The organism is Enterococcus caccae ATCC BAA-1240 (genome assembly GCF_000407145.1).
GTDB lineage: Bacteria > Bacillota > Bacilli > Lactobacillales > Enterococcaceae > Enterococcus_L > Enterococcus_L caccae.
The window spans coordinates 548,256-573,641 of the sequence record NZ_KE136473.1 but is presented as its reverse complement, the minus strand read 5'-3'; the positions used below and the strand labels follow the sequence as shown (position 1 = coordinate 573,641).

At 37.5% G+C, this 25,386-nt stretch carries 22 protein-coding genes; 1 reads left to right on the top strand and 21 read right to left on the bottom strand.

Going from position 1 to position 25,386, the window contains the following annotated elements; genetic code table 11:
• From modA to mobA, 13 genes are all read right to left on the bottom strand, one after another.
• On the bottom strand, positions 1-819 hold the full coding sequence (gene modA, locus I580_RS08220; protein WP_010771496.1) for a molybdate ABC transporter substrate-binding protein: 819 nt from the start codon (positions 817-819) through the stop codon (positions 1-3).
• Between the two features lie 24 nt (positions 820-843).
• Positions 844-1,818, bottom strand: coding sequence for a molybdopterin-binding protein (locus tag I580_RS08215; protein ID WP_010771495.1), 975 nt, complete (start codon positions 1,816-1,818; stop codon positions 844-846).
• A 15-nt stretch (positions 1,819-1,833) separates the two neighbouring features.
• Entirely contained in the window at positions 1,834-2,307 is a 474-nt protein-coding gene (locus I580_RS08210; protein WP_010771494.1) for a MogA/MoaB family molybdenum cofactor biosynthesis protein, read from the bottom strand.
• The gene (locus I580_RS08205; RefSeq protein ID WP_010771493.1) at positions 2,300-2,734 is read right to left on the bottom strand and encodes an MOSC domain-containing protein; all 435 of its coding nucleotides are present in this window, start codon (positions 2,732-2,734) and stop codon (positions 2,300-2,302) included. Before I580_RS08205 ends, I580_RS08210 begins: the two co-directional genes overlap by 8 nt.
• 5 nt (positions 2,735-2,739) lie before the next feature.
• A complete protein-coding gene (gene moaA / locus I580_RS08200; protein WP_010771492.1) occupies positions 2,740-3,705 on the bottom strand; it encodes a GTP 3',8-cyclase MoaA in 966 nt (321 codons plus the stop codon).
• A 24-nt stretch (positions 3,706-3,729) separates the two neighbouring features.
• Positions 3,730-4,227 (bottom strand): cyclic pyranopterin monophosphate synthase MoaC, encoded by a 498-nt coding sequence (gene moaC, locus I580_RS08195; RefSeq protein WP_010771491.1) that lies wholly within the window; start codon positions 4,225-4,227, stop codon positions 3,730-3,732.
• Between the two features lie 336 nt (positions 4,228-4,563).
• Positions 4,564-5,766: a molybdopterin molybdotransferase MoeA gene (locus I580_RS08190; RefSeq protein ID WP_010771490.1), complete on the bottom strand. Its 1,203-nt coding sequence runs from the start codon at positions 5,764-5,766 to the stop codon at positions 4,564-4,566.
• Between the two features lie 14 nt (positions 5,767-5,780).
• On the bottom strand, positions 5,781-8,501 hold the full coding sequence (gene fdhF, locus I580_RS08185; RefSeq protein ID WP_010771489.1) for a formate dehydrogenase subunit alpha: 2,721 nt from the start codon (positions 8,499-8,501) through the stop codon (positions 5,781-5,783).
• Position 8,502: 1 nt separating this feature from the next.
• On the bottom strand, positions 8,503-9,801 hold the full coding sequence (locus I580_RS08180) for a complex I 51 kDa subunit family protein (RefSeq protein WP_010771488.1): 1,299 nt from the start codon (positions 9,799-9,801) through the stop codon (positions 8,503-8,505).
• Positions 9,802-9,812: 11 nt separating this feature from the next.
• Positions 9,813-10,301, bottom strand: a complete 489-nt coding sequence (locus I580_RS08175; protein ID WP_010771487.1) for an NADH-quinone oxidoreductase subunit NuoE family protein — start codon at positions 10,299-10,301, stop codon at positions 9,813-9,815.
• Positions 10,298-10,891 carry a hypothetical protein gene (locus tag I580_RS08170; RefSeq protein ID WP_245558650.1) on the bottom strand — a complete coding sequence of 198 codons (594 nt, stop codon included), beginning with the start codon at positions 10,889-10,891 and terminating at the stop codon, positions 10,298-10,300. The genes I580_RS08175 and I580_RS08170 overlap by 4 nt, the downstream gene beginning before the upstream one ends.
• Entirely contained in the window at positions 10,869-11,678 is an 810-nt protein-coding gene (locus tag I580_RS08165; RefSeq protein WP_010771485.1) for a formate/nitrite transporter family protein, read from the bottom strand. The genes I580_RS08170 and I580_RS08165 overlap by 23 nt, the downstream gene beginning before the upstream one ends.
• 12 nt (positions 11,679-11,690) lie before the next feature.
• Entirely contained in the window at positions 11,691-12,281 is a 591-nt protein-coding gene (mobA, locus tag I580_RS08160) for a molybdenum cofactor guanylyltransferase (protein WP_010771484.1), read from the bottom strand.
• 259 nt (positions 12,282-12,540) lie between these two features.
• On the opposite strand from mobA, the gene I580_RS08155 reads away from it, so the two are divergent.
• A complete protein-coding gene (locus I580_RS08155; protein WP_010771483.1) occupies positions 12,541-13,239 on the top strand; it encodes a TIGR00266 family protein in 699 nt (232 codons plus the stop codon).
• A gap of 59 nt (positions 13,240-13,298) precedes the next feature.
• Here I580_RS08155 and I580_RS08150 read toward each other — a convergent pair whose 3' ends face one another.
• From I580_RS08150 to I580_RS08115, 8 genes are all read right to left on the bottom strand, one after another.
• Positions 13,299-14,246: a DUF975 family protein gene (locus I580_RS08150; protein ID WP_010771482.1), complete on the bottom strand. Its 948-nt coding sequence runs from the start codon at positions 14,244-14,246 to the stop codon at positions 13,299-13,301.
• A gap of 548 nt (positions 14,247-14,794) precedes the next feature.
• Entirely contained in the window at positions 14,795-14,983 is a 189-nt protein-coding gene (locus tag I580_RS08145) for a hypothetical protein (protein ID WP_010771481.1), read from the bottom strand.
• A 150-nt stretch (positions 14,984-15,133) separates the two neighbouring features.
• On the bottom strand, positions 15,134-15,814 hold the full coding sequence (locus I580_RS08140) for an amino acid ABC transporter permease (RefSeq protein ID WP_010771480.1): 681 nt from the start codon (positions 15,812-15,814) through the stop codon (positions 15,134-15,136).
• On the bottom strand, positions 15,815-16,660 hold the full coding sequence (locus tag I580_RS08135; RefSeq protein WP_010771479.1) for a transporter substrate-binding domain-containing protein: 846 nt from the start codon (positions 16,658-16,660) through the stop codon (positions 15,815-15,817).
• Between the two features lie 9 nt (positions 16,661-16,669).
• The gene (locus tag I580_RS08130) at positions 16,670-18,130 is read right to left on the bottom strand and encodes an amidase (RefSeq protein ID WP_010771478.1); all 1,461 of its coding nucleotides are present in this window, start codon (positions 18,128-18,130) and stop codon (positions 16,670-16,672) included.
• Between the two features lie 234 nt (positions 18,131-18,364).
• On the bottom strand, positions 18,365-23,218 hold the full coding sequence (locus tag I580_RS08125; protein WP_010771477.1) for a MucBP domain-containing protein: 4,854 nt from the start codon (positions 23,216-23,218) through the stop codon (positions 18,365-18,367).
• A 235-nt stretch (positions 23,219-23,453) separates the two neighbouring features.
• A complete protein-coding gene (locus tag I580_RS08120) occupies positions 23,454-24,488 on the bottom strand; it encodes a WxLIP family cell surface protein (RefSeq protein ID WP_010771476.1) in 1,035 nt (344 codons plus the stop codon).
• A gap of 116 nt (positions 24,489-24,604) precedes the next feature.
• Positions 24,605-25,336, bottom strand: coding sequence for a WxL domain-containing protein (locus tag I580_RS08115; RefSeq protein ID WP_010771475.1), 732 nt, complete (start codon positions 25,334-25,336; stop codon positions 24,605-24,607).
• Positions 25,337-25,386: the final 50 nt, after the last annotated feature.

Sequence of the window (25,386 nt, the reverse complement as noted above, 5' to 3'; positions counted from 1 at the left end):
CTACTTCTTTAGAATAAAACCGGCATTTTCAAAGTATTTTGCCCCTTCATCGCTTTTTAAAAAGGCGATGAATTCTTCTGCTATTGCTTTTTCTTTCGATTTTTCAACCAAACCAACTGGATAAATAATTGGATCGTTCAAAGTACCTTCTGGTAAAGTAGCCACAACGTTTACTTTGTCATTTGATGCAGCATCTGTTGCATAAACTAATCCTACTTGAGCGCTGCCTTCAGCTACCCAATTTAAGACTTCAGTAACATTCGTTCCGAAACTAGCGTGTTTTTTTACATACGCCCAATTGCCTAAAGCTTTCAAGGCCTTCTCAGCATATTGTCCTGCTGGAACACTTGCTGGATCTCCTACTGCGATCATTTCCGCTTTCTCTAAATCACTAAAATCTTTCCAATCAACGTCTGAGGAACTCGGAATGATCATTACTAGTTGATTTTGTACTAATGGTTCGACACTTTTTTTAGCAATTAAATTTTGTGAAACTAAGGCATCCATCTGTTGCGTTGATGCTGAAAAGAATACATCTGCTTCTAAGCCTTTTTCAATTTGTATTTGTAACTTTCCAGAACTATCATAATTCCCTTCAATTGTAACTTCTGGATATTTTTTAACAAAAGCTGGGATGATGTGTTCTTCCATGACTGATTCCAAACTGGCTGCTGCTGCGATCAATAAATGATGCTTTTCCGTTTGCGCCTTTGAACTAGAAGAAACTGTTGTACCTTGTTTATTCAATGCACATGCTGTTAGCAACAAAAATGTCAGTAACACCAGTCCTATGATTGCCATTTTGTGATTTAGTTTCATCGTTGCTTCTCCTTCACCATTATTTTATAAATAACCGCCATATCCCAAAGCCGCAATTTCTTGTTTCGTAATCGTGTCTTGCGCAACGATGCGTGGCAATAATATATCAAAAACTGTACGCTCACAGAACAAGACTCCACCTGGTAATCCTACAATTGTTTTTCCGTCCAAATAAGCGAGCAACAGCATCGAACCTGGCATAACTGGGGTGCCATGAGAAATAATATCCGCTCCCGTTTGTTTTATCGCTAAGGGTGTACGATCATCTGGATCCACACTCATCCCACCAGTACAAAAAACAATATCTGCACCTGCTGCTAACATTTTTTCGATTGCTTTTGTAATCAAGACTGGATCATCATTGACGACTTCATGAAATTTGATCGAAACTGTTGGATAATCAGACAACTTATCTTTAACAACTGGGGTGAAAGAATCTGTGATCAATCCATTAAACACCTCACTTCCAGTCGTAACAATCCCTATTGTTACTGGCTTAAACGGAATCAATGATAAAACCGTTTGATGCCCAACCAACTTTTCCGCTTGAAATAACGTTTCTGGTGCAATTTCTAAAGGGATGATTCGTGTCCCTGCTACTGTTTGTCCTGCACAAACCTTTTGATTGCTTTTCAGAGTCGCAACAGCAATTTTTTCAATCGAGTTTAGCGCCAGTAACAAGTCTTGATCGACTTTCAATAATCCCTCTACTTTAGCCACTACTTCAATTTTCCCTTCCGAAATAGGTGTTGGCTGCATAAATTTGTCTGCAATCAAATGATATAAAAAGTCGGCCGCTTCATTTTCATGGATCATTTCAGACTCTTCCGAGCTCAAAAATAGGTGCTCTTTCCCTAACCTAAGCAGCACTGGTATATCTTCTGCCTTAACCTGATGTCCTTTTGAAAAAAGTGCCCCTTTGAACTCACCTTTTACAATTTTAGTAATATCTTGACACAAGATTACCCCTTCAGCATCAACTGTTTTTATAATGTTCAATTTGGTTTCCTCCACTTAATGCTCCGTTTTTCGATTTGTTAAAATATCTAAGGCATGAGGCAAAATCGGGCGTAAATAGGTTAAATTTTCAGTCACACCTTTAGGGCTGCCTGGTAAATTGATGATCAGAGTTTGCCCACGTTGTACTGCGACCCCTCTACTTAACATAGCGAATGGCGTTTTTTGAATACTTTGCATGCGCATTCCTTCACTAATACCCGGAATCTCTTTTTCGCTTATTTTTAACGTCGTTTCTGGCGTAATATCACGAATTCCTAGTCCGGTCCCACCTGTTGTTAGGATTAAATCACAAACTGAACACCATTCAATCAGCAATGAACTTAATTGAGCCATCTCATCTGGTAAGATCGTTTGCTTCACCACTTGAAATTGATCTTGAATCAATTGCTTTATGATTTGTCCAGATTCATCTTCCCGTAAACCTTGATATCCTGAATCACTTAATGTGACGATCCCTACTTTATACAACTTCTAATTTATCCCCTTTTTTGATATGTCCTGCTACTACGACAACTGCAAAAATCCCTTCTCTTGGCATAATGCAGTCCCCCACACGAGCATATATTTGACAATGTTTATGACACTCTTTCCCGATTTGAGTAACAACTAATTCTGCCTGCCCAATACGAATTTGGCTGCCAACAGGTAATTGGCGTAAATCTACCCCAGAGACAATGATATTTTCACCGAAAGCACCATTGCCTACACGAGCACCTCGTTCATTAAACTCTGTGATTTTTTCAAAAGATAGTAAGCTGACCTGGCGGTGCCAATTTCCACCATGAGCATCATTTTCTAGCCCAAAACCTTTGACTAAATCCACTTCTGATATTTCTTTTTTCTGTGTTCCTCGTCGTTCACTAATATTGATTCCAATAATTTCTCCTACTGCCATAATGATTACCCTCCAATTTGTGACATCAATCGAGAATCACCCTGATTCTCTAGAAAATGATGTTTCTCTGGTTTTTGCTGTATCGCTGAAAAAATTTGTTGTAATAATAGTTCCTCGTCTTTTGTCTGTAAAGCAGCTTTTAAATCGCACCCTCCATCCATATGTAGGCAGGTTTTTAAGCATCCATCTGCTGTTATCCGAATCCTGTCGCACTGAGCACAAAAACAGTGACCTATAGCGCTGATGAACCCAACCTTCCCTTTAAACCCTGCTAAAGAATAATAACTTGCTGGGCCATTTCCTAAGCGTTGTTCGAATGGATCAAGCTTTCCATACCTTGATTCCAGTACAGAAAAAATGTCTTCTTGCGTTTTTCCTGGACACCCTTTTCCTAAACCAATCGGCATCAACTCAATAAAACGGACATGAATCGGATTTGTTTTAGCAAGTGCCGCAATTTTATAAATAGCCTCTTCTGTAAGCTCTCCTCTAGATACTGTATTAACTTTGATATTAGGTAAACCTACTTCAACTGCTTTTTCCAATCCTGATAGCACTCGTTTCAACTCACCAACTCTGGTAATCGTACGAAACTCTTCTGGATCCAGCGTGTCAATACTGATATTGATACCATCTAACTTGGCCTCTTTTAACGCATTTGCATACTTTGCCAGTTGAATCCCATTAGTTGTTATGGTTACTTTTTCAATTCCTTTGATTTCTTTAATTGCCTTGATCAAAGCAACCGTATCATTTCTTGTTAACGGTTCACCACCAGTGATTTTCACTTTTTTGATTCCCTGTGTTGCCAAAGTCTTGATCAAAAATAAAATCTCATCAAAGCTTAAAACAGCCTCCTTTTTTAGAAAACGCATGCCTGTCGCTGGCATACAATAAGTACACCGAAGATCACAACGATCTGTTACAGATAGACGTACATAATCAATTTCACGATTAAAAGAGTCCTTCATTTTAAATCCGCCTTTCCTGTAACATTAGTCAATGTCTTGATTTGTTGAAATAAAATGTCCGCTTTTACCTCCAGATTTTTCGACTAAACGGATATTCGTGACGTTCATCTCACGATCCATTGCTTTACACATATCATAAACCGTCAAAAGAGCAATATTTACTCCAGTCAAAGCTTCCATCTCAACGCCTGTAGGTCCTACTGTTTTTGTTACACAATGTACAGATAAAATCTGATCCGTTTTCCAATTGAAATCTACCTCACATTTCGTCAAAGCTAATACGTGACAAAGTGGAATCAGTTCAAAGGTCTTTTTTGCCGCCATAATCCCAGCAATCCTAGCGACTTGCAGTACTTCCCCTTTTTTTATTGTCTGATTTCTAATTTCTAATGCGACCTCTTTATTCATATGAATTTCTCCATAAGCTATAGCTGTTCTTTCAGTCGCTTCTTTTTTTGAAACATCTACCATACGAGCCTGCCCTTGGTCAGTGATGTGGGTAAATTGCAACGTTTCCTTCATTTAAGCCCTCCTTAAAACGCTTTCATTTTCAACTAGATAGTTATAAAATTCACGATCTTTCCTTTAAGTTTAGCACTCTAACTAAAAAAAAACAATCTGATATAAATAATTTTTTTTAGTCAAAAAAAAGAGACTGAAACACAACTCTACGAGTCACGTTCCAATCTCAGAGAAGCAGAACCCTCTCTTTAGAAGTATGCTAAAATTAAAAAAATGATTTTTGTGGCTTCCCTCCTATTGCTGTAAAACACAACAAAGTATGAATAGATGTTCCACCGTACCTTCTCGGTTCTCTGATTTAAGCACTTCAATCCTATCATATTTTTTATTAACTGACTAAAATTTCCAATAGTAAACCGTCACATAATCGCCTTTTTTCAATTTCTTTTTAGCTGGTTGATCAATTATGCAATTTGTTTCAAGAGTGTTATGGAATGCTGAAGAATAATGTACTTTTGTGTTTAAAGAAACAACACCATTTTCCTCGTACGCCCGAATAAATCGACGAATATTTGATAGCTTTAACTCTTCCATTAATTGAACTTTACGTTTTTTTAGATTTAATTCAGGGCAATTCATAAAATGAGCCAATAGTGACCAATAAAACAAATGAAGATTGACTACAGCTGCAAAAGGATTCCCTGACAAGCTTAAAATAACCTTATTTTGATAAACATTTGCCATGATCGGCGTTCCTGGTTTCATATTCACAAAATGAAACAGTAGCGTTCCTCCTATATCGTTGATTACTTGAGGAACATAATCTTTTTCCCCTACCGAAACACCTCCCGTAGTAATCAATACGTCCACTTCAGTTATTCTGTCTCGAATAATCCGGGAAATCTCCTGCTTGTCATCTGAACAATGCTCTTTAAAAATGATTTTACTACCACTTGATTGAATGAAAGAAGCCAGAGTATACAAATTACTGTCATAAATTTTACCTGAAGTAAGAGTAGTTCCTAAAGAAATCAATTCGCTGCCAGTCGCTAAAATGCCAATTTTCATCGGCACTAAAACCTTGATTGTTTCAATTCCTTGGGCAGCCAAAATACCAACCACACGACTGTTGATCAACTGATATTTTGGAAAGATTTTCTGATCGGCATGGACATCTTCTCCTATAATACCGTAATTCCGTCCTGCCATGATTTCTCGATAAATTTTGACTTCTGTTTTGCCGCAATCTGTCCATTCTTGTTTGATTACTGCATCATAAGGTGCTGGAATCAATGCTCCTGTCATGATTCTAACAGCTGTACCAGGCATTTTTGTGCTCTCTTGTTCTGGGTCTCCAGCAAAAATAGAATGGATTACGTTTAAACTAATAGGTTTTTCTAAACTAGCCCCATGCGTCTCACTAGCAACAACCGCATAGCCATCCATTCCAGCCCTTGGAAAATGGGGTACCGCTACTTTTGCATAAACAGGTTCAGCACATATTCGTCCCGCTGCTTCTAAAATAGAAACAGATTCTACTTCTTTTTGTCGAGCCAAAACTTGTTGAATTCTTTCTCTGGCTTCTTCCACTTCGATCATTGAACCAACTCCCTTTACCTAATAGGTGTAATATCAACAGCGCATACCTTGTATTCAGGAATAATTGCGATGTCGTCAAATTCAGCATTGGTCAATTCATTGACATTTCCATCTGGAAAATGGAAGGTCATGAAGACTTCTTGTGGAAAGACCCGATTCCCAACAGCAGCATAGGTTTCAATCGTTCCTCTTCTAGATTTAACAGTGACTTTGTCGCCTTCTTGAATCCCTAGCCGATTAGCGTCTATTGTATTGATCTCAATATACGAACGATTAGCAATTTGATTGATTCCTTCTGTTCGACCTGTCATCGCTCGAGTATTGTAATGATAGAGCATCCTGCCCGTAGACATTAAATATGGGTAGCTCTCATCGGGTAGCTCTCTCGCTTTCTTATATGGAATCGCCATAAACAAGCCTTTTCCTCGGGTAAATTCACCAACATGCATGATCGGTGTCCCAGGGTCTTCTGTTGTTCGACAAGGCCACTGCAGCCCTCCGGTTTCTTCTAATCGATCATAATTAATTCCACCAAAGGTTGGGGTAACGGCTGCAATTTCATCCATGATTTCTTTGGCTGAATCATAATGACAGGGATAACCTAGGCGGGTCATTACATCACAGAAAATATCGAAATCCTCTCTTGCCTCACCTCTTGGCTCAATCGCTTTCCGCACTCGTTGAACTCGTCTTTCCGTATTCGTAAAGGTTCCGTCTTTTTCAGCATAACTGATTCCTGGCAGCACCACATCCGCATATGCCGCTGTTTCAGTCATGAATAATTCTTGAACGACAAAAAATTCCAAATGCTCTAACGCTTTACGTACATGATTCGTATCAGGATCCGTTACGATCGGATCTTCACCAAAAATATACAGGCCTTTAATCTTTCCTTTGGCAGCAGCAGGTAAGACTTGTGTGGAAGTCATGCCTACATTTTTATTTAACGTAACGCCCCACGCTTCTTCAAACTTCTTCATCACTTCTGGATTGGCCACTTTTTGATAACCTGGAAAATCATACGGCATACAGCCCATATCACAAGCACCTTGTACATTATTTTGTCCACGCAATGGATTAACTCCGCAACCTGGCTTACCGAGTTTTCCAACTAGCATTGCCATGTTCGACATGCTCATAACACCTTCAGTTCCTGTAGAATGTTCTGTTACCCCTAGACAATAGATGATTGGTGCTTTTTCAGCTTTCGCATATAATCTGGCTGCTTTAATCAAATCTTCTGCTTCGATATGACAAATTTCAGCTACTTTTTCAGGAGGATAATCTGCGACAATTTGTTCTAGTGCTTCAAAACCTTCCGTTTTCTCTTCGATAAAAGTACGATCAGCTAACCCTTCTTTTAATATCACATGCATCATGCCGTTGGCGAATGCTACGTTCGTTCCAGCTTGAATTTGTAAGTGAAGTTCACAGTTTTTCACCAAATCGATTTTACGAGGATCAACGACAATTACTTTCGTACCACGCTGCATCGCTTGACGAATTTGTGAACCGATCACAGGATGAGCTTCTTCTGGGTTTGACCCAACTAATAAAATCACATCGACATCGGTCGTAATATCAGCGATTGGATTAGTCATGGCCCCAGATCCCAGTGTATGAGCTAAACCATGCACAGAAGCAGAATGACAAACACGAGCACAATTATCTACATTATTAGTCCCAAAGGCTGCCCGTATCATTTTTTGGAAGACATAATTATCTTCATTGATTGACCGAGAACAAGAGAATCCAGCTAAGGAATCCGAACCATGATCCGCTTTCAGTTGACTAAATTTCTCTGCCACTAAGGTCAACGCTTCGTCCCAAGTCGCAGGTTCAAAAATACCATTACGTTTAATCAACGGTTCAGTCAATCGGTCGCCTGAGCCAACGAATTTATAAGAAGCAAATTTACCTTTAACACATAAAAGATTTTTATTTGCAGCACCATTGATCGGCTCTACTCCAACTAATTTATTGTTTTTTACAACGAGATTCATTTGACAACCTGTCCCACAATGAGGGCAGGTTGTTGGAATTTTTTTCGTCTCCCATTCTCGATATGCTTTATGGTCTTTACTAACCAAGGCACCTGTGGGACAAGCAGAAACACAATTTCCACAAGACTCACAAAGTGACTGATCAAAAGTTGCTCCATAACTTGGTGTCATTTTCGTATCAAAACCACGTCTAGAAATGCTGATCACATCTCGCCCTTGACGTAATTGGCACACTTTGGAACAACGCCTACACATAATACACTTTTCTGGATCATAATCAAAAAAGGGATTACTCGTATCTTCTTGATGACAAGGCATCCGTTTCCCATCCTTAAAGCTGGTCTCTTCAATTTCATAATCCAAACAATAGTCTTGAAGCTTACAATCGCCATTTTTACCACAAGAGAAGCAGTCTAATTTGTGGTTACTTAGTAATAAGTCTAAAACGAAGCGACGAGAATCCTTGACTCTTGGTGAAGCTGTATAAACTACCATTCCCTCTTGACAATGAGCTGTACAAGCTGTGGTCAAACCACCTTTTCGGCCGCCTTCGACTTCAATCGTACACATCCGGCATGACCCATCCGGCGCCAGTTCTTTTAGATGGCAAAGTGTTGGGATATCAATGTTTAACATTGTGGCAGCTTCTAATATTGTTGTTCCTTTTGGTACAGTGATCGACTGATCATCGATCGACATTGTTACCGTTGCTGTTTTTATTGTTGTTTCCATCTTACCAAAGCCCCCCTTTTACTGGTGCTACCGTCTCACGAATCCCCTCTTCAAATTCCTCAGAAAAATAAACTAATCCACTTTTCATTGGATTGGCAACTGATTGGCCTAACCCACAAGCAGAAAGGTTTGTCACATGTGTCAACATGTTTTCCAAACGTTCAATATCTCCCTCAACAGCGGTTTGGGTATTAAATTTTGTCAAAAGTTCTAAAATTCGTGTTGTTCCTAAACGGCATGGGGTACATTTTCCACAAGATTCATGTGCAAAAAAAGCTGCTACGTTCACTAGATAGTCAACGATACTTACCTGGTCATCCATCACAACGATTGCTCCAGAACCGATAGATAATCCTTTATCCCACAACCCTTCATAAGAATAGACACAGTCTTCCAGATTTTGAACGGCTCCGATTGGTCCAGATTGTCCACCGAAATGAATAAACTTTAATGGACGTCCAGTAGATGAGCCACCACCGTATTCTTCTGAATAAAGAATCTCTTGTAGCGAGGTGCCAAGATTCACTTCATACAATCCACGATTTTTAATATGACCAGATAAACAAATCAATTTTGTACCACCCCCATCTTCGGTGCCAAGATCACGATACGCTTGTCCTCCTTCACGTAAAATAACTGGAATCCCTGCAAATGATTCTACGTTGTTTACTAAGGTAGGTTGCAAATACAACCCAACATCTGCTAAGTGTGGTGGTTTTACTCTTGGTCTGCCAGTTTTGCCTTCGATTGAATTTAAAAGTGCTGAATTCTCACCACAAACATATGCACCAGCACCAGAAATAATTGTGATTTTATAATTGAAGCCTTGAATACCTAGAATATTTTCTCCTAAGAAACCAGCTTTTTCTGCATTATCCAATGCTTCTTGAAAAATTTTCTGAATTCTGCGATATTCTCCGCGCATATAGATATAACCTGCTTTAGCTGAAAAAAGATATCCAGCAATCACCATACCTTCGATCACACTCAACGGATCATGTTCCAGTAGCGCTTTGTCTTTAAACGTTCCAGGCTCTCCTTCATCGGCATTACACACAATGTATTTCGTGTCCCCTTTAGCACCATATAAATGCCGCCATTTTTTCCCCAACGGAAAAGCGGCTCCACCACGACCGCGCAAATGGGCTAAATCCAATTCTGACAAAATAGCTTCTTTATCCATCTCTGTCGCCTTCAACAAACCTGAAAATCCATTGTATTTCTGGTACTCTTCAACATCTGTTGCCTGTTTCATTTTGCTGATACGTTCTAATAAAACTGGTTGATTTCGTTTGATCATTTTTCTTCCTCCTATAGCTCTTGATAACATCCGTGCTGGAGGTCATCGATCAATTGATAAACTTTCGCTTCCGTCAAATCAGCAAATACAGTATCTTTGATTTTGATTACGGGTCCTTTGTCACAAGCTCCGATACATGGAATACTATGATACATAAATAGACCATCTGGTGTTGGTTGATCTGCAGGTACTTCCAAAATCGTTTCTAACACTTCTGACAACATATCCCCACCAGTAAACAGACATGGCGTACTATTGCAGATTTTAAGTACATATTTTGCTTGCGGTTCTGTTTTCAAAATGGCATAAAAACTTAGAATCTCATAGACTCTGGCTAGAGACAAATGCAATCGATCTGCCACTAATTGGGCTGTTTCCTCATCGATATATCCTTCTTCAGAGGCAAATTGCATGGCAATCAACATGTTCAAAATACGTTGTGGGTCTGAATCATTTTCTAAAATAATCGCTTCCTTTTCTGCTAAACTTAATGAACTCATATTTTTACTCTCCTATTTTCTACGCTATTCTCTGAAAAACGAATACCGTTTTTAGTTTTGATAAGGTTAAACGTATTGGCTAACTTAGATGTTTCCAAAATAATATCTGCCTGATCAATCACATTAGCTGCGGTTTTTTTAAGACTTTTTTGATTGTTCATCATCAAAAACAAGCCTGGTTTAACAACTTCACGAATAGAATTTGACTCACAAACAATCAATGTATCTCTAGGAACAAATTGAAGAAAAGACAAAAACCCTTCTAATAGATGATCATGGAATACCTTTAGTAAATAAACCTTCTTACATCCCGCTTTTAATAATTGCATCGTATCTTTTACTCCATTACAATTGCGTTCTTCAATCAATTCATAGCCTTCGTCAATACTCGTACAAATACCGCAACCAGTTTCTCCCCGCTGACATTTGCCACGAGCACCGCTAATCGTAATGATCTTTAACCCATAAATCGTGAAACGTTCCTGATTTTCAGCAATGATTCTTTTCGCAATCGTTGTTTTTCCACTATTGCGTCCAGTAGAACCAATTTGAACCATATTATGAACCTCAATACTTTTCGTAAATACCATCTGGCTCACTCGCTTCCTTCTTCTCCGCCGTCACAAACATCAATGGAACCGCCAAAAATAAACTACCTCCAACCGCATTTCCTAAAAAGACGAATACTGTATTCATAAGATAATCAGACCATTGAATCCCGCTAACATTTGAAAAAATGGCAGCTGGTATGATAAATGCATTTGCGACCACGTGTTGAAAACCACAAACGACAAAAACCATCACTGGAAACCACAGACCAAACATTTTGCCAAGATATGTTTTTCCCATTGCACCTAAATAAACAGCTAAACAAACAAAAATATTACAACCAATCCCTGAAACAAAGGCCACAAGCGGTGGATCTGCGATTTTTGCTTTTGCAACCGAAAGGGTCTTTTCTAAAAATGCACCTTCCGTTAGCCCAACGATATGACCAAAGAGATAAGCAACTAAAATACCACCGATACAATTTGTGATCAAAACGACCAACCAATTATAGGCTAAGCTTTGACCGTTGATTTTTTTTTGTAACAGACCTAACGTCATGACCATCATATTTCCTGTAGCCAATTCTCCACCAACAAAAGTAAGCGCTATCAATCCAATTGGAAACAAACAACCACCCAAAAACGTTGAGAACGAGCCCCAACTTTTAGGTACAGTTCCTGAAATTCTAATAAACGATACATACCCTAAAGCGATAAAAAAACCTGCCATAATTCCTAATACACTCAGCGTAACAAACGATAATTGACTTTTAGCTACTGCTTTATCTCCTAAACTTGTGACAACATCTTGACTACTTTCAAAATCCATCTGAAACTCCTTTCATCTAGTTGATTCTTGCTGTTTCCATAACGTTAATTCTTTTGGTGCGTTCACATTTTCTAATGCACTAGTTGCATCCAGCTCTACCGTCTTTACTGAAAATCGAGCAAATTCTTTTCTAATACGCCAGTCATTTGTCTGAAGCTGCTGCTGCAAAATAGGTAAACAAGAACGATGATAAAAAGCAAATAAAGGTTCAAAACGATGATTTTTTTTACAAATAACAACATCATGCGTCCCAATAAATTTGGCCATTTCTTGTATCAGATCAATAGGCAAGTTCGGAATATCACATGCAAGTAAAAATACATACTCTGTTTTACTCATTTCTAATGCTGTGACTAAACCACCAAGAGGGCCTTTTTCTGGATAATGATCTTCTAGTATTTCGACTTGAGAAAAAGGGGCTGGAAATTTACTTCGTTTATTTGTGATCAACAGAAGTTCTGAGAAGAGCTTTCTCAACTGCTTCACCGTTTTTAATAGCACAAATTCTCCGTCCACCTGCAACAAAGACTTATCAAACCCCATTCGTGAACTTTTCCCACCGCACAATACAACTGCGGTACAGTTGGTTATCTGCTTTTTCATGAAACACCTCACATTGATTATCACCTTAACTAAAAAATATTCAACACTAAAAAATATTTTTTAGCAACAACTTTTATTCTATTATAGAACATCCTTTCAACAAGTCAATTATTATTTTACTATTTCTTACGTTTATTTGACCTACACCTCATACTAAGAACGATTCCTTAGTAGAAGAGTATAAAAATCAAAAACTTCTAAGAAATCATTCTCCTGATAAGGTATACTAGTAAATGAAATAACAAAGGAGGTTTGCAATATGCAATACAAGATGACAGAAAATACCGTTTTTCCATTAGTAGAAGTGGATTTACGTACAGGTGAAAGCATTCAATTAGAAAGCGGTGCAATGGTCTATCACAATGGTGAGATCACTCTTGAAGGAAAAATGAATAGCAATGGAAAATCTGGCTTAGGCGGGGCAATTCGTGCCCTCGGTCGTTCAATGTCTAGTGGAGAAAGCTTCTTTATCACAAAAGCATCTGGTCTAACAGATACAGCCAAAGTCGCTTTAGCACCAGCAACACCAGGAGCTATCAAAGAACTTCAAGTAGGAAGTGAACATTGGCGATTAAATACTGGCGCGTTTTTAGCGTGTGATGCAAGTGTCTCTTATAATATGAAACGTCAAAAACTAAGTGGGGCGATTTTTGGTGGCACTGGTGGATTATTCGTAATGGAAACAGCCGGTTCCGGATCATTATTGATCAATAGCTACGGGGACATCGTGGAAATCCAACTAGATGGAACCAAGCCATTTGTCGTAGACAATCAACACGTTGTCGCTTGGTCAGAATCGTTAGATTACAACATTAAAGTGGCTTCTGGTATTTTCGGTTTTACAACAGGTGAAGGTGTTGTAAATGAATTTCATGGTACAGGCACAATCATGATCCAAACAAGAAACATTGAAGGATTAGCTGGTTTGATCAGCCCTTTTGTTAGTACAGGTTCATAAAGAGAAGCGAGTGGGACATAACTATTCTAGCTAAGTCCCACTCACTTCTCTTTATTCTTCTAAAAATCCGCAAATCCCGCTTCTTTTTCTTGAGAAAACAAATGATGCTTTTCCGCAATAATCTGATCGAAAAATAACACTTCAGACACATTATAATAAGGAATAACATAAATTCCTGCTAGACCAAAACTAAACATTGTAGCAAACTGCCAAAAAATAAATGAGTACGAAAATAACCAATATTCCAATTTGTAGCCTTGCATCAATGTCTGACTAAGCTCCATCGCTTCTTTAGGGGTTAATTCAGAATCTTTTTTCAATAAATAATTCGTCATACCATATGACAATTGTTTAATCACACCAGGAATAACAAACAATAATGACCATAAAACAGTATACATCGTTACCAATAGATTCGCACTCACTGTCCGCTTACCATTTTCTTTAATAAAGGATGTAAAAATTGACTTCAAATTAAAATGACGTCCTTCCACATTCTCAATAGCGGCCCATTGTACCATACCACGATATAAAATAGTCACGATCACTAGCAACAGACCAAATAAAAAGGCATAAAAACCACTAAAACGAGTTTCTATTGTTGTTGTCTGCGTATACGTAACGGTTCGATTCGTATTTTTCACTGGCGAGAGGATCGACTTGTGAGAAATAGAATCCAGATTTTTTCCACCAAAATCATCATCCTCATATGAATCATCTTCATAAAGACCATCATCATACCCTTCATCATAGCCATCAAAATAACCATCATCGTATCCCTTTTGATACTCATTATTAGAACGATTGGAATTTTGCGAATAATCATTTTGCCAAGATTGATAATTATTTGAATTATCTACCGTACTATTTACTACTTGAAACAGAATCATTATACAAAAAAAATAGATAAATAAGGCCGCACTTGGAATAATAACAAACAAACTCCAGTTTCCATAATAACCATGCAGATGTCTTTGAGCTTTCTTTTTCAACTCACTCCAACTCATAATTTCATTCTCCTTTTAACTCCGTATAGAAGTTACCATGTATTTTAATACTACTTCAATTATACCTTGTAATCTATTACTACGGCCACTCAATTCCTTTGATCATTATTAAAATTTATGAGAAATCCTAAAAAATAACAAAAACTCACTAATGTTCCAGCAAGTTTTTGTTTTCCTTTTTGACTATTTCTAGTGAATTGGGATTGGCACTTCACCAAAATAAGTGAGATATAACTCGTCATGTTATGTCTCACTTATTTTATTTCACGACATTCCCTTAGAATTTATTCTGGGTATTGCTTTAACAAACTCACATATTCAGGATATTCGTGTAAGCTATTTTGAAGATACTTTTTGTTCGAGTTCAGAAAATGATGCCGTTTTAAATGAACTTACAAATATGCCAAATAAAACACATATCAAAGGAAAAAGGGATCATGATACTCTGGTTCAAACTATCTCAGCAAATCATGGAGTGATTCTAGATACTCCCACTGATAGCAACTATAAACCAATAGCTTCTTTTCTCTTTTCAAAATAATGCTCTATTATTTCGAACTTTTTTTATATCTTTGTTCTACTTGATCTAATAATGGCCGTAGATAGTTTTCAACTTTTGGTTCTACATTCATTCGTATCATAAATTGACTTGGCGTTTCAACGAACCCATTGATAAGACTATCCTTATACTCCGTCACTAAAAACTGACTTGTTTCTTCTATGTCTTTCATATCCATTTTCTTTCCTACTTTCTTTTTTGTCTTCGTAAATCCCTTTCTATTGATTATACTCGTTTTTAAGAATAAAAGAATGATAAGTAGACATTATGACGATAAAAAAAACTGTATAAGCAGCTTTAAAATACTCGGCTACTTACACAGAATCATTTACACTTTCACTTCAGGCTTGATTTTATAACGGTTAGCATAATGTTGCTCTAACCGCCCTTGCCCCCAACCGATTGCCACACAAAGCAGCCAATAAATCACTGCCACTAATATATACATCGTCATATAGTCAAACGTTCTTCCTCCGACGATTTTGGCTTTTTGAAAAATATCGGGAATGGTAATCATCGCAGCTAACGATGTTCCCTTTAGCAAATCCATTGCAACATTCCCTAGTGCTGGGATCGAAATCCGAAACGCTTGTGGCAAAATAATTTTACGCATCACTTTTCCAAACGGTAATCCTAACGCATAAGCCGCATCCCACTGACCTGCTTCAACACCTGCAATCGAACCTCGATAAATTTCAGCAATAAAAGCGCTACTCGTCAAGCTAAAACAAATACAGGCTGCAGTCAACGCACTTAATTGATACGGCAAACCAAAATACAAAAGAAACAACAACACCAAACCAGGAACGCCTCGTAAAAAAGAAATATAAAAACGCACAAATCCTTTGATGACTTTTGAAGGCAACATTCCTAAGATAGTCAAAAGAATGCCTAAAACATTCCCCATCAAAAACGTCACTAAGCTGATGCCTAAGGTATACGGCAAACCAGTCAAAAGAAAGGGAATAGAATCAATCATTAACTGAACATCGATTTTTGGTATATACATCTATTCTGCTGACACACTTTCTGTCACTTTTTCCTTTGGTTCAACTGAAACATCTGTTTGGAAATACTTCTCAGAGATTTTTTTCATTGCCCCATCGTTTTGCATTTCTTTTAGTGTTTCATCAATTTTTTTACTTAATGCCACACTATCTTTTCTCATTAAAAATCCAGTGAAGTTCGCGTTAAAGTAGACACCCTCTAAAATCTTGACTGGAATATCTGGCAATGCACCTACTGACATTTTTTGTAAATAATAATCATTTAAAATAACATCTGTCCGCCCATTCGCTACATCTGTCAAATATTGATCATTTGTCGCGTTATCGTAGGTTACTAGCTTAGCACCATATTTTTCGGCTATTTTCATATAGTTTGTATTTGGCTCTCCAGCTGCTTTCTTTCCTTTTAAATCCTCAAGAGAAGCAATCCCAGAGTCATCGCTTTTTCTGACGATCATACTGTCAAAAGAATACTTGATCGGCGAAGATAAGATAAATTTTTTCCCTCTATCACCAGATAAACCGAAATCATTGGCCGCTAAATCCGATTCCCCTTTATCCACTGAAGTGATTTGCCCATCGACATTGTATTCTTTAAACTCAACATCAAGCTCTAAACGTTTGCCTACTTCTTTGATGATATCCACATCATAACCAGTCAATTCATTTTTATCATTATAATAAGATGACGGAAATAACGTTCCAGAAGTGGCAACAGTTAACTTCTTCGTCTCCTCTACTTTTTTCCAGCTTTCATCTTTTCCAGCTGACTTATCTTGAGTTCCACCACACGCAACTAACATTAAACTTAATGCAACAATACTAAAACTAGCTAATACTTTCTTCATTTGAACCTCCTATGATTCACGATAATATTTTGGTAGTAAAAATTTCTGCTCTTGTTCAAATAACTTTCCGACTTGGAAAAGTAGATCTTCTCTGCCTTTTGATGCCATAAATTGAATACCTAGCGGTAAACCAGATTCTGCTACATGAGTAGGTAAACTGATTGCCGGCTGTCCTGTTAAATTTGCAAGCTGAGTAAAGGGGGTGATCGTCAAACTTTTTTCAAACATATCATAGATTAAATCTTTTAATTGTAAAATCGATAACGAATCTGCTTGTGCCAAATCTTTACGAATTTGATTACTTTGTAACTCCGCATCTATTTTAGATGCGATATTCGCTGCTGTCGGCGATAACAATACATCATATTCTTCAAATAATTGCTCCATTTTATACGCCGCTTGATCCCACAGTTGCAGGGAACGTGTATACTGACTCGCTGGTATCTGTACCCCATATTGGTAAATGCCCCAAGTCATTAATTCCATATCTGTTTTAGTAACAGGTCGCTGAATAACTTGTTGAATCCCTTCAAACATGGCAGCTGTTTCTGCTCCATTCATTAAATAATAGCTGTCGATCAATTGACGACCATTTACTGGATAAGGAATTTCAGTTACTTCATGTCCTTGTTGTTCTAAAAAATGTGCTGCATTGTGCGTCGCTTTTACCGCCTCTACTGAAACAGGTGTCCCAACTGGAGACTCTGTCAAAAAAGCGATTTTTAAGACTTTTTTATCTGCTGCTGATTGATGGCTCCACTCAGCTTTTGGTGCTTGATACGGTGCTGCTTTTTCCGTTCCGCGTAAATGATAGAACAGCGTTTCTGTATCGCGCATCGAAACAGTCAATGCAAAATCGATCGAAGCGCCTTGCCAACCACGCCAGCCATCAGGTCCAACTGGCATACTACCACGTGTTGGTTTTAATCCGATCAAACCGCTGAACGATGCAGGAATCCGAATCGAACCGCCGCCATCACTTGCCCCAGCAATCGGAAACAAACCACTAGCAACCGCCGCTGCTGCACCGCCACTAGAACCACCAGGCGAATACTCAAGATTCCACGGATTTCTAGTGGGGCCATAAATCGTTGGATCGGAAATATTTTTAAACCCAAACTCAGGCGCATTGGTTTTTCCTAATGGTATTAAGCCTAACTTCTCTAAACCTTTTACAAAATTATCCGTAGAAGCAGCTCGATTTTCTGTGAATAAACGAGAACCAGACGTTGATTTCATGCCTGCTTTATCTTGTCCTAACATCTTCAAAGGAATAGGCAAGCCAAAAAAAGGACCACTTTCTGCTCCTCTAGTTTCATATTGTTTTTTAGCTGATTCAGCATCCCAATCCACAAATGCATTTAGTTCAGGATTTAGCTTTTTTACTTGTTGCGCTCGCTCATCGATCCATTCTGTCACACTCAGTTTTTTCTCGCGAAATTGTGTTGCGTAGTACAAACCGTCTTTCATGATCATCCCCCTTAATAAATCGATAAACTTATTATACAGGGTCGTGAGGAATTTTTAGGTTATTTTGCTTATAGCTGACGTAATTTTAATATTTCCAATCTTCTTTTTAAATAATAGAAACTTCCGACTGAAAGCCACTCTTTCCAGTAAATAATTCTGGTTTTATTGATTAAAAACAACTAACTTCCCCAATCGCAACTTTACTTACGATTAGGGAAGTCTCTTTTTAGCTTATTATGGTGTAGATTGCACTTGCCAAAGAATTGTTGCCCTATATCCTCCAGCTTGTAACACTTCACCAGAAGGTACTTCTAATAATAAGCCGGTTTCATTTTTATCCCACTCATTACTAACGTTATACTGTCCTTTGGATTCATGTGTTCTTTCCGCTATAGATTGTGTTGTATTCTCGGATAAGATAATCGTTTCCGAATCACTGACCTTGTAACGAATAGCAGAAGGTAGAATTTTACTTTGATCTTCTTGGCTCGTCAATGGTTTCTTTAGTGTTGCTGTTAAATCCCAAGCGCCGCCATTTTTGCGATTATCCCAAACAATTAGTGGTTTGTCATATTTCGCTTTTTCTACTTTTATAAATGGGAGTCCTAATGATTTACGTCCAAAGTTTAGAAAATTTGGGGAAGACTGTATATATAACATGCCTTTAAATTGATATTGAACGGTACTTTCTTCACTTGTGACAGGAATTTGTGTCTCATTATCTGGCTTTTTCACTAATTGATAGTTTTTAGCCAGAATCGTTTCAAGTGCTTTTTGGACTTCTTTTTCTTTCGTTAAATCAATCGTCGTACCAATCGTTTTATCGAACGTAATTTTGTCATGTAAAGACTCTCCTGTTTCATCCACAAATTCAACATTGACTTTCTGATTGCTTTGAATGTCGATCGTAATCGTCTTTTTAATTGTTTCTGTGTCTTTAGTTGCTTTAATCGTTGCCTTGTAGCTTCCTTGTGCAGGATTCACTGGAAGAGTCGTTGATTCGACAGACAGCTTGATTTTATCCATTGAGCCAGTTTCTATGTCCCAAGCTATCGCTTCTGATTTTTTAAGAATCAACTCGTCTCGCTCGCTCTCTGGCAATTCTTGAAAACTTTCTCCACTACTGCTGAAATCATTTGCCACTAGATAAAGCCCACTAGTTGGGGGCGTTTTATCTATTACTTGTATCGGCACTTTGATTAAAGTTGTTTTTTCTGGTTGATCCCTATCGGTCATCCGCACAGTTACACTTGTTAAACCAGTAACGGAAGTATCCGGCATATCTCCTTCGTATTCATATGAAGGGGTATGACCAGGTAGTATAACCGCATTCTGTATTAATTCTGATGCTTTTTTCTTAAATTCTTCCCCTTTTTGAATAATCTGGGGAACTGGTTTTGCACCAAGGTTATATGCTTTGATTGTAATGGAATAGTCTTGTGATGGAAGTCCTTTATAGGAGCCTTCCGTATCATTAATCGCTAGCAATCCAGTTTTATAACTTTTTATTGTGCCTGGTTCTTCATTTAGTTTCTCTGGCAATTCAGCTCTTGGTATCTTAAATTTCCCATTAAATTCTTTATTACTATTTGCAGTAAATGGCATTGTCACTTCTTTACCGTTAGGATACGTTATATAGACGGTACCACGATCACCAACATAAGGAATCTCACTTAACTTGTACTTAATATCAAAATCTGTGTTGTGGTCTTGATAAACAGTAAAGACCTCAGGATTCGCTTTCATCTGCATATAAGGAATTTCATCACCAGCAAAAACCTCATATCCTGCTTCAAGTGCCTTTTTAGGGGCAATATTTTTCCAAGGTGCACCCAATTGATAAGCAGAATCGACACCAGATATAATAACTTCTCCTGCCGCGTAATTTTGACTTTCATCACCTGTTTTCATAAAATCATTTCCAAAATAATTAGTTGAACCAGCTACACCAATACTACTATAGCCTCCAACTATATATTTTGTATAGCCAGATAACCAGTTACCGTTAGAATCTTTTAATTTAATTGAAAACCTTGATTCAGATGACGGTTCCATATAAAAACCGCTATTATTTTCCAAAGCGTATATCGGCACACTATCCGTATAATAATCTGTATCTACAGACTCTAGCATTGAAAATTTTTTTGCTTTATCCCCCATGTTATACATATTCAAATGAATACTAAAATTCAAGTTTCTATTCAAAGATAAATCATACACATAGAGAATCTCATTTTTTTCGTCCAATAAAATTTGCTTTAGTTTATTGTCTTTTCGTAGGTAGTAGCTAAAGGTTATATGCGGAGTAATTCCCGCTTGTCCTAAGCCATCCCAAGTAGACCACTCGCTGCCACTATTATATAAAGCTTTATTATTCACTCCCGGGATATCTGAGACCCGTCCTTCACCACCACTAAAAACGTAGCCGACATTATTGGCATCTTTGATGATGAATCCATGCTCGGCCTCTTCTTCTGAATTTGTCGAGATACCTCTTTTGGGAAACCCCATTTGAGAGCCGTTTATTGGATTAGTAATCACACCTTCAATGGAACCTAGTTGGATACTTGTCCAACTATCGATCTCGTCATCTTCAAATATTTGAGCAGGAATAATATAGATCTTAAAGTTATACGTTAACTGTTGATTATTCAATGTAACCTTTGCAGATACCTCTACAGAACCTGAACTAGACTCATCAATCATTGTTTGGGTAATCCGAGCTTCTAGTTTCTCTCCTGAAGTCAAATCCCACGCTTTTGGCGATAACGCTTTTGTTAATACTTCGTTGATTTCTTGGTCTGTTTTATCTTTAAATTCATTTGGAGTAAACGGTCTGTTCTTTTCAAAACTAAGCCCTGCTTTTGATTCTACAATAACTGTTTGTTTTTCAAAAGTCACAGTAATCGGAATTGGAATAATCGTTGAGATTTCATCGTTATACATTTCTGACATTTTAATATAACCCCATTGAAATCCCACTTGTCTGCTATCAAAATTACCATCTTCAGTTGGTTCACCAGATTCATTGACCCATTCAAAATAAGCGGAATCAGCAGTATTGCTTGTCTCCGATTGATATTTTGAAAATAGGTTACTAGCATTGTTCCCCATATCCAACAATTCATTTTGCTCTACTTTAGCATAATAAGGTGATTTCAAGTCAGCACCAAAAACTGTAATCTGCCGTGTTGTAGTCTCAACTTCTCCATCTAGTTCCACTTTAATTGTTATAGTATATGTTCCCACTGAATTATTGACCATAGTCGTTTCCGTAACCGAAGCTGGAACCATTTCACCTGTACTCATATTCCAAGCATTTGCATGTACTCGTGACTTTACCAAGTCAATCAGTTCATCTTTGCTTTTTCCTTTTGTTTCATGCTGAAAAAAGAGAGTCTGCGTATCTGATTCGACCATCACTTTATTTTTTAACAACGCTGTCGTATCTTCACTCGTTACATTGATGGGAACTTGGATGATCGTTGAGACGTTATCGTCATCTACTTGAGTCATTTTTACATAGGCCCATTGAAAACCCACAGTCTGCGTATCAACATTTCCTATATATTCACCATTTTCGTTAACAAATTCAAAATAAGCATTTGCTTCACTTTCGTCATTAACTGTTTGAATTTTTTTAAATAGATTGGTCGGAATTAATTCTAAATACTCATCTTGACCAATCGTTACATATGGTTGTGAATTAGCACCAAAGACAATCACTTTTCGCGTTGTAGTTGCAGATTCTCCGTTTAGTTCGACTCTAATGGTTCCAGTATAGGAGCCCACAGAATTATTAACAGTAGTCGTATCAACGAAGGACGCTGGAATTTCTTCTCCTGTACTCATATTCCAAGCACTCAACTCTACCCTGTATTTAATCATCTCAAGTATTTCTTCTTTGCTTTTACCTTGTGTTTCATCTGGGTAAAAAAGAACCTTAGCGTCCGATTTGACCATGACTTTATTTTTTAACAACGCTGTCGTATCTTCACTGGTTACATTGATTGGAACCTTGATGATCGTTGAAATCGATTCATCGTTAGACTCCGTCATTTTTACATACGCCCATTGAAAACCAACTACCGTTGTATCAAAAGTGTCTATCTCATTTCCATTTTCATCAACAAATTGGTAAGTAGCGCTTTCTCCAGTCCCATTGTCAAGCGTTTGAAATTTTGAAAATAAATTCTTCGGAGGATAGTCAAATTCCAACGTATCATACTGAGCAACCGTGACATATGCTTTAGGATTAGCACCAAAAACAATCACTGTTTTTTGAACTGATGCTTTTTGTTCTTCTGCTCCATAGCCCATAGTGACTTCAAACTCTGCCTTGTAAGTACCAACGGAAGTGACTGAAATAGTTGTTTTGATTACATTTGCCGAAACTTCTGTCCCATTTTCCACATTCCATGCGCGTACCATTGATTTTTCTTTTACTAGTTGTTGCAGCTGCTCTTCTGTCTTATTGACTGTTTCCTCTGGATATAAAATGATTTTTCCATTCACATTGTCTATTTGAAGGGCTACTTGATTTTTCAATAGGAAAGATGTTCCTAGATCGGTCACAGTTACTGGGATAGGCACCTGAACACTCGTCCCATCATAATTTTCGGTAACCTTTACGTAAATCATTTGAAATCCTACTTGATCACTGTAAAAAGAAGTAGGGTAGCCGCCTTCATCCACATATTCATATGTTGCTCCATAATCTGGATGAGGTATCACTCGTTTTGAAAAGAGCCTCTTAAGATCTTCTTCATTATTAAGATCAGGAAAATAATCATATTGTGACAATTTCAAAACCTTCGGAGTCACTTTTAACCCTGATTCATTTTCTATTGGATCAAGCGCTCGCCCTAAATCATTTGCTTGAGTTTGTATTCCTAGCGAGTCAGTTATAGATGAATCTAACTGTTGATTTGGTGTATTAATCTCAGATGTTTCCGCGCTATCTTCCGTTTTAGCCAGTAGAGGAGTTGTTTTAGTAAATAGAACAGTAGCAGAAACAATACTAAACAGAGTTAATCCTACGAGTCCCCATAGTCTTTTAGAGCTCATTCTCTTTTTTGGGTCCTTCATTTTCTTCTCCTTTCTTTCTTATTTTTAATCCCATAGCAAATATTTTCTTATCGCAACACCTCCTTTACATTACTGTCACTTATTTGGGGCGCTCAAAGAAGTGATGAATAAGAAAAGTTTTTTGCGTTGATTATATTTCGTTTCTTTCTTAAAAGCATCAACCTATTCTCCTATGAAAAAAGAGGACACTTTATTTGTTTCCGAAAGATGAACTCATTCGTTTGTTCTCTTCACTTTATATTTTTTTAGACTTGATTCGTTTATACACTACACGAACAATAAACAGTCCTAAAAGCAAAATGAAAAAAAGGAACCCAAAAAATAGTTTGCCAGTTGCTCTCTTCTCAACACGCGTTGTAATAAGTGAGTTGGCTTCTAACGTATTGATCGTAAAATCTTCTGTCCAAGACCAGTGAGCAGCATTTTTAGATGAGATATTGATCTGAGCTGTATATTTTCCTGCAGTTATTCCTTTGTCTGCTAATTCAATGGGAAAATCAATAATTGAATTTGGAGCCATTCGCATTTTGTCTTTACGATATTCAAATAAGTTTTTCTGTTTATTTGCTTTTCTTACCTGAACTACGATACTCATTCCTTCAGTATAGACTGGATGAATATTGGAGATATTGGCAAACAAATGGCTTTTCCCGTCTTTAAATGCTATGTATGTTTTATTGAGTTTAAGTTCTGGCTGTATTTTACTAGTATCACCGACTCTCACTAGGACTCCTATTAAAAAAGCAAATTCATTGATGACAGTATCTTTACCACCTTGATTATTCGCTTTAGTCTCATTGACAGGCTTCAGTTGAATACCTCCTGCGATTAATCCTTTAGAAGCTGTTTTTGGTAAACCAATTGAAACGTCTACCTTTTTACTACTATTTGGAGGAACTACAACTTTTTGTGGACCTTTAACTATGTTTATAAAATCATTTGTTAAGGATGAGTCCGCTTTTAGATTATTAGGTCCGTACTCAACTTTACCGATGCTATTGGTTTTAGCCGTATTCAGACTTACTTGTACAGTTAATTCTTTTGATAATGAATTGTACAGTTTAAGCGCAACCGTTTGTTCCTGTCCAGGCTCCATTTGGAGATCAAAGTAGCCTAAATCCTTCTCTTTTTGATTTTCAGGATAGAGTACTTCATATGATAATCCGTTGATCAAATTGGTTGAATCTTGTTGAGCAAAACTTCTTACTGGATCAAACAAAAAGACAAGGCTAACTAATAATAATAAGAGATATACAGGAATTTTTTTCATTTACCTCTCTACCTTTCTTCAATAAAGACTTGAATTTAATCATTTTTTCTGTGAATAATTTATAACAGTAACTATCGACCAACCTACTTAAAAATTTTCCTTGTTAACCGTTTATTTTAGTAAGTGTTATCTAAACTCCAGTTGACACTGCCTTTAAATGATTTACCAGCAGCACCTGTACCTGTTGTTACAGTTAATTTAGTATCTGTTAATTTTGTAGCAAACCCGCCTTTAGCAGCATCAGCTTGTGTTTTGGCAATAATATTAGTTCCCGTTTTATTTCCGGCTTCTAACGTTACACTTTTACCAATAACAATGTTGTTAGGATTTGTAAGAGCACTCAAATTTCCTTCAACTGGATTTGGTAAGTAGTCATTTGTATCTGGATCAACTTCACCAATATCGTATGCTTGAGGATCGCCTAAAGTAAATGTTAGTTTTGATGGCAACTCAGTAGCTGAGCTGTCTTTAGAAACTAGTTTAGACATTGTGGCAGTGACTTTCCAAGCAGAGGTTGTTTCAGCTCTAGTTTCGCCTTCTTCTGGCGTTTCAACTACCGTTCCTTTTCTGTCATCATTTACGACTACATATTGATCTCCAGCTAAAGTATTGCTGTATGTAGCAATATTTGCTGTTGCTGATTGGCGACCAAAATCGAATTTAGATGGTGTCCATACCAATGCTAAGTTATCTTTGAACGGTCCTGGTCCAGGTTTTACTGGTCCATCCGTATCAAAACGAATCCCCAAATCTGTTTGCTCACTGCTAACTTCTTCTGCATTTGCAGGTTTAGCAAAAATTAATAGTGCTGATGAAGCAAGTAATGTTGTAAATAGTATTTTTTTCAAAATTTAATCACCTTTCGTATTTAACCTAAATAAAATTGGTGATAGCTACT

Excerpts from the sequence above, each read along its gene's own strand:
- modA (WP_010771496.1), bottom strand. The coding sequence starts at position 819 with ATGAAACTAAATCACAAAATGGCAATCATAGGACTGGTGTTACTGACA.
- I580_RS08205 (WP_010771493.1), bottom strand. The coding sequence starts at position 2,734 with ATGGCAGTAGGAGAAATTATTGGAATCAATATTAGTGAACGACGAGGA.
- moaA (WP_010771492.1), bottom strand. The coding sequence starts at position 3,705 with ATGAAGGACTCTTTTAATCGTGAAATTGATTATGTACGTCTATCTGTA.
- moaC (WP_010771491.1), bottom strand. The coding sequence starts at position 4,227 with ATGAAGGAAACGTTGCAATTTACCCACATCACTGACCAAGGGCAGGCT.
- I580_RS08190 (WP_010771490.1), bottom strand. The coding sequence starts at position 5,766 with ATGATCGAAGTGGAAGAAGCCAGAGAAAGAATTCAACAAGTTTTGGCT.
- fdhF (WP_010771489.1), bottom strand. The coding sequence starts at position 8,501 with ATGGAAACAACAATAAAAACAGCAACGGTAACAATGTCGATCGATGAT.
- I580_RS08180 (WP_010771488.1), bottom strand. The coding sequence starts at position 9,801 with ATGATCAAACGAAATCAACCAGTTTTATTAGAACGTATCAGCAAAATG.
- I580_RS08175 (WP_010771487.1), bottom strand. The coding sequence starts at position 10,301 with ATGAGTTCATTAAGTTTAGCAGAAAAGGAAGCGATTATTTTAGAAAAT.
- I580_RS08170 (WP_245558650.1), bottom strand. The coding sequence starts at position 10,891 with ATGGTATTTACGAAAAGTATTGAGGTTCATAATATGGTTCAAATTGGT.
- I580_RS08165 (WP_010771485.1), bottom strand. The coding sequence starts at position 11,678 with ATGGATTTTGAAAGTAGTCAAGATGTTGTCACAAGTTTAGGAGATAAA.
- mobA (WP_010771484.1), bottom strand. The coding sequence starts at position 12,281 with ATGAAAAAGCAGATAACCAACTGTACCGCAGTTGTATTGTGCGGTGGG.
- I580_RS08155 (WP_010771483.1), top strand. The coding sequence starts at position 12,541 with ATGCAATACAAGATGACAGAAAATACCGTTTTTCCATTAGTAGAAGTG.
- I580_RS08150 (WP_010771482.1), bottom strand. The coding sequence starts at position 14,246 with ATGAGTTGGAGTGAGTTGAAAAAGAAAGCTCAAAGACATCTGCATGGT.
- I580_RS08145 (WP_010771481.1), bottom strand. The coding sequence starts at position 14,983 with ATGGATATGAAAGACATAGAAGAAACAAGTCAGTTTTTAGTGACGGAG.
- I580_RS08140 (WP_010771480.1), bottom strand. The coding sequence starts at position 15,814 with ATGTATATACCAAAAATCGATGTTCAGTTAATGATTGATTCTATTCCC.
- I580_RS08135 (WP_010771479.1), bottom strand. The coding sequence starts at position 16,660 with ATGAAGAAAGTATTAGCTAGTTTTAGTATTGTTGCATTAAGTTTAATG.
- I580_RS08130 (WP_010771478.1), bottom strand. The coding sequence starts at position 18,130 with ATGAAAGACGGTTTGTACTACGCAACACAATTTCGCGAGAAAAAACTG.
- I580_RS08125 (WP_010771477.1), bottom strand. The coding sequence starts at position 23,218 with ATGAAGGACCCAAAAAAGAGAATGAGCTCTAAAAGACTATGGGGACTC.
- I580_RS08120 (WP_010771476.1), bottom strand. The coding sequence starts at position 24,488 with ATGAAAAAAATTCCTGTATATCTCTTATTATTATTAGTTAGCCTTGTC.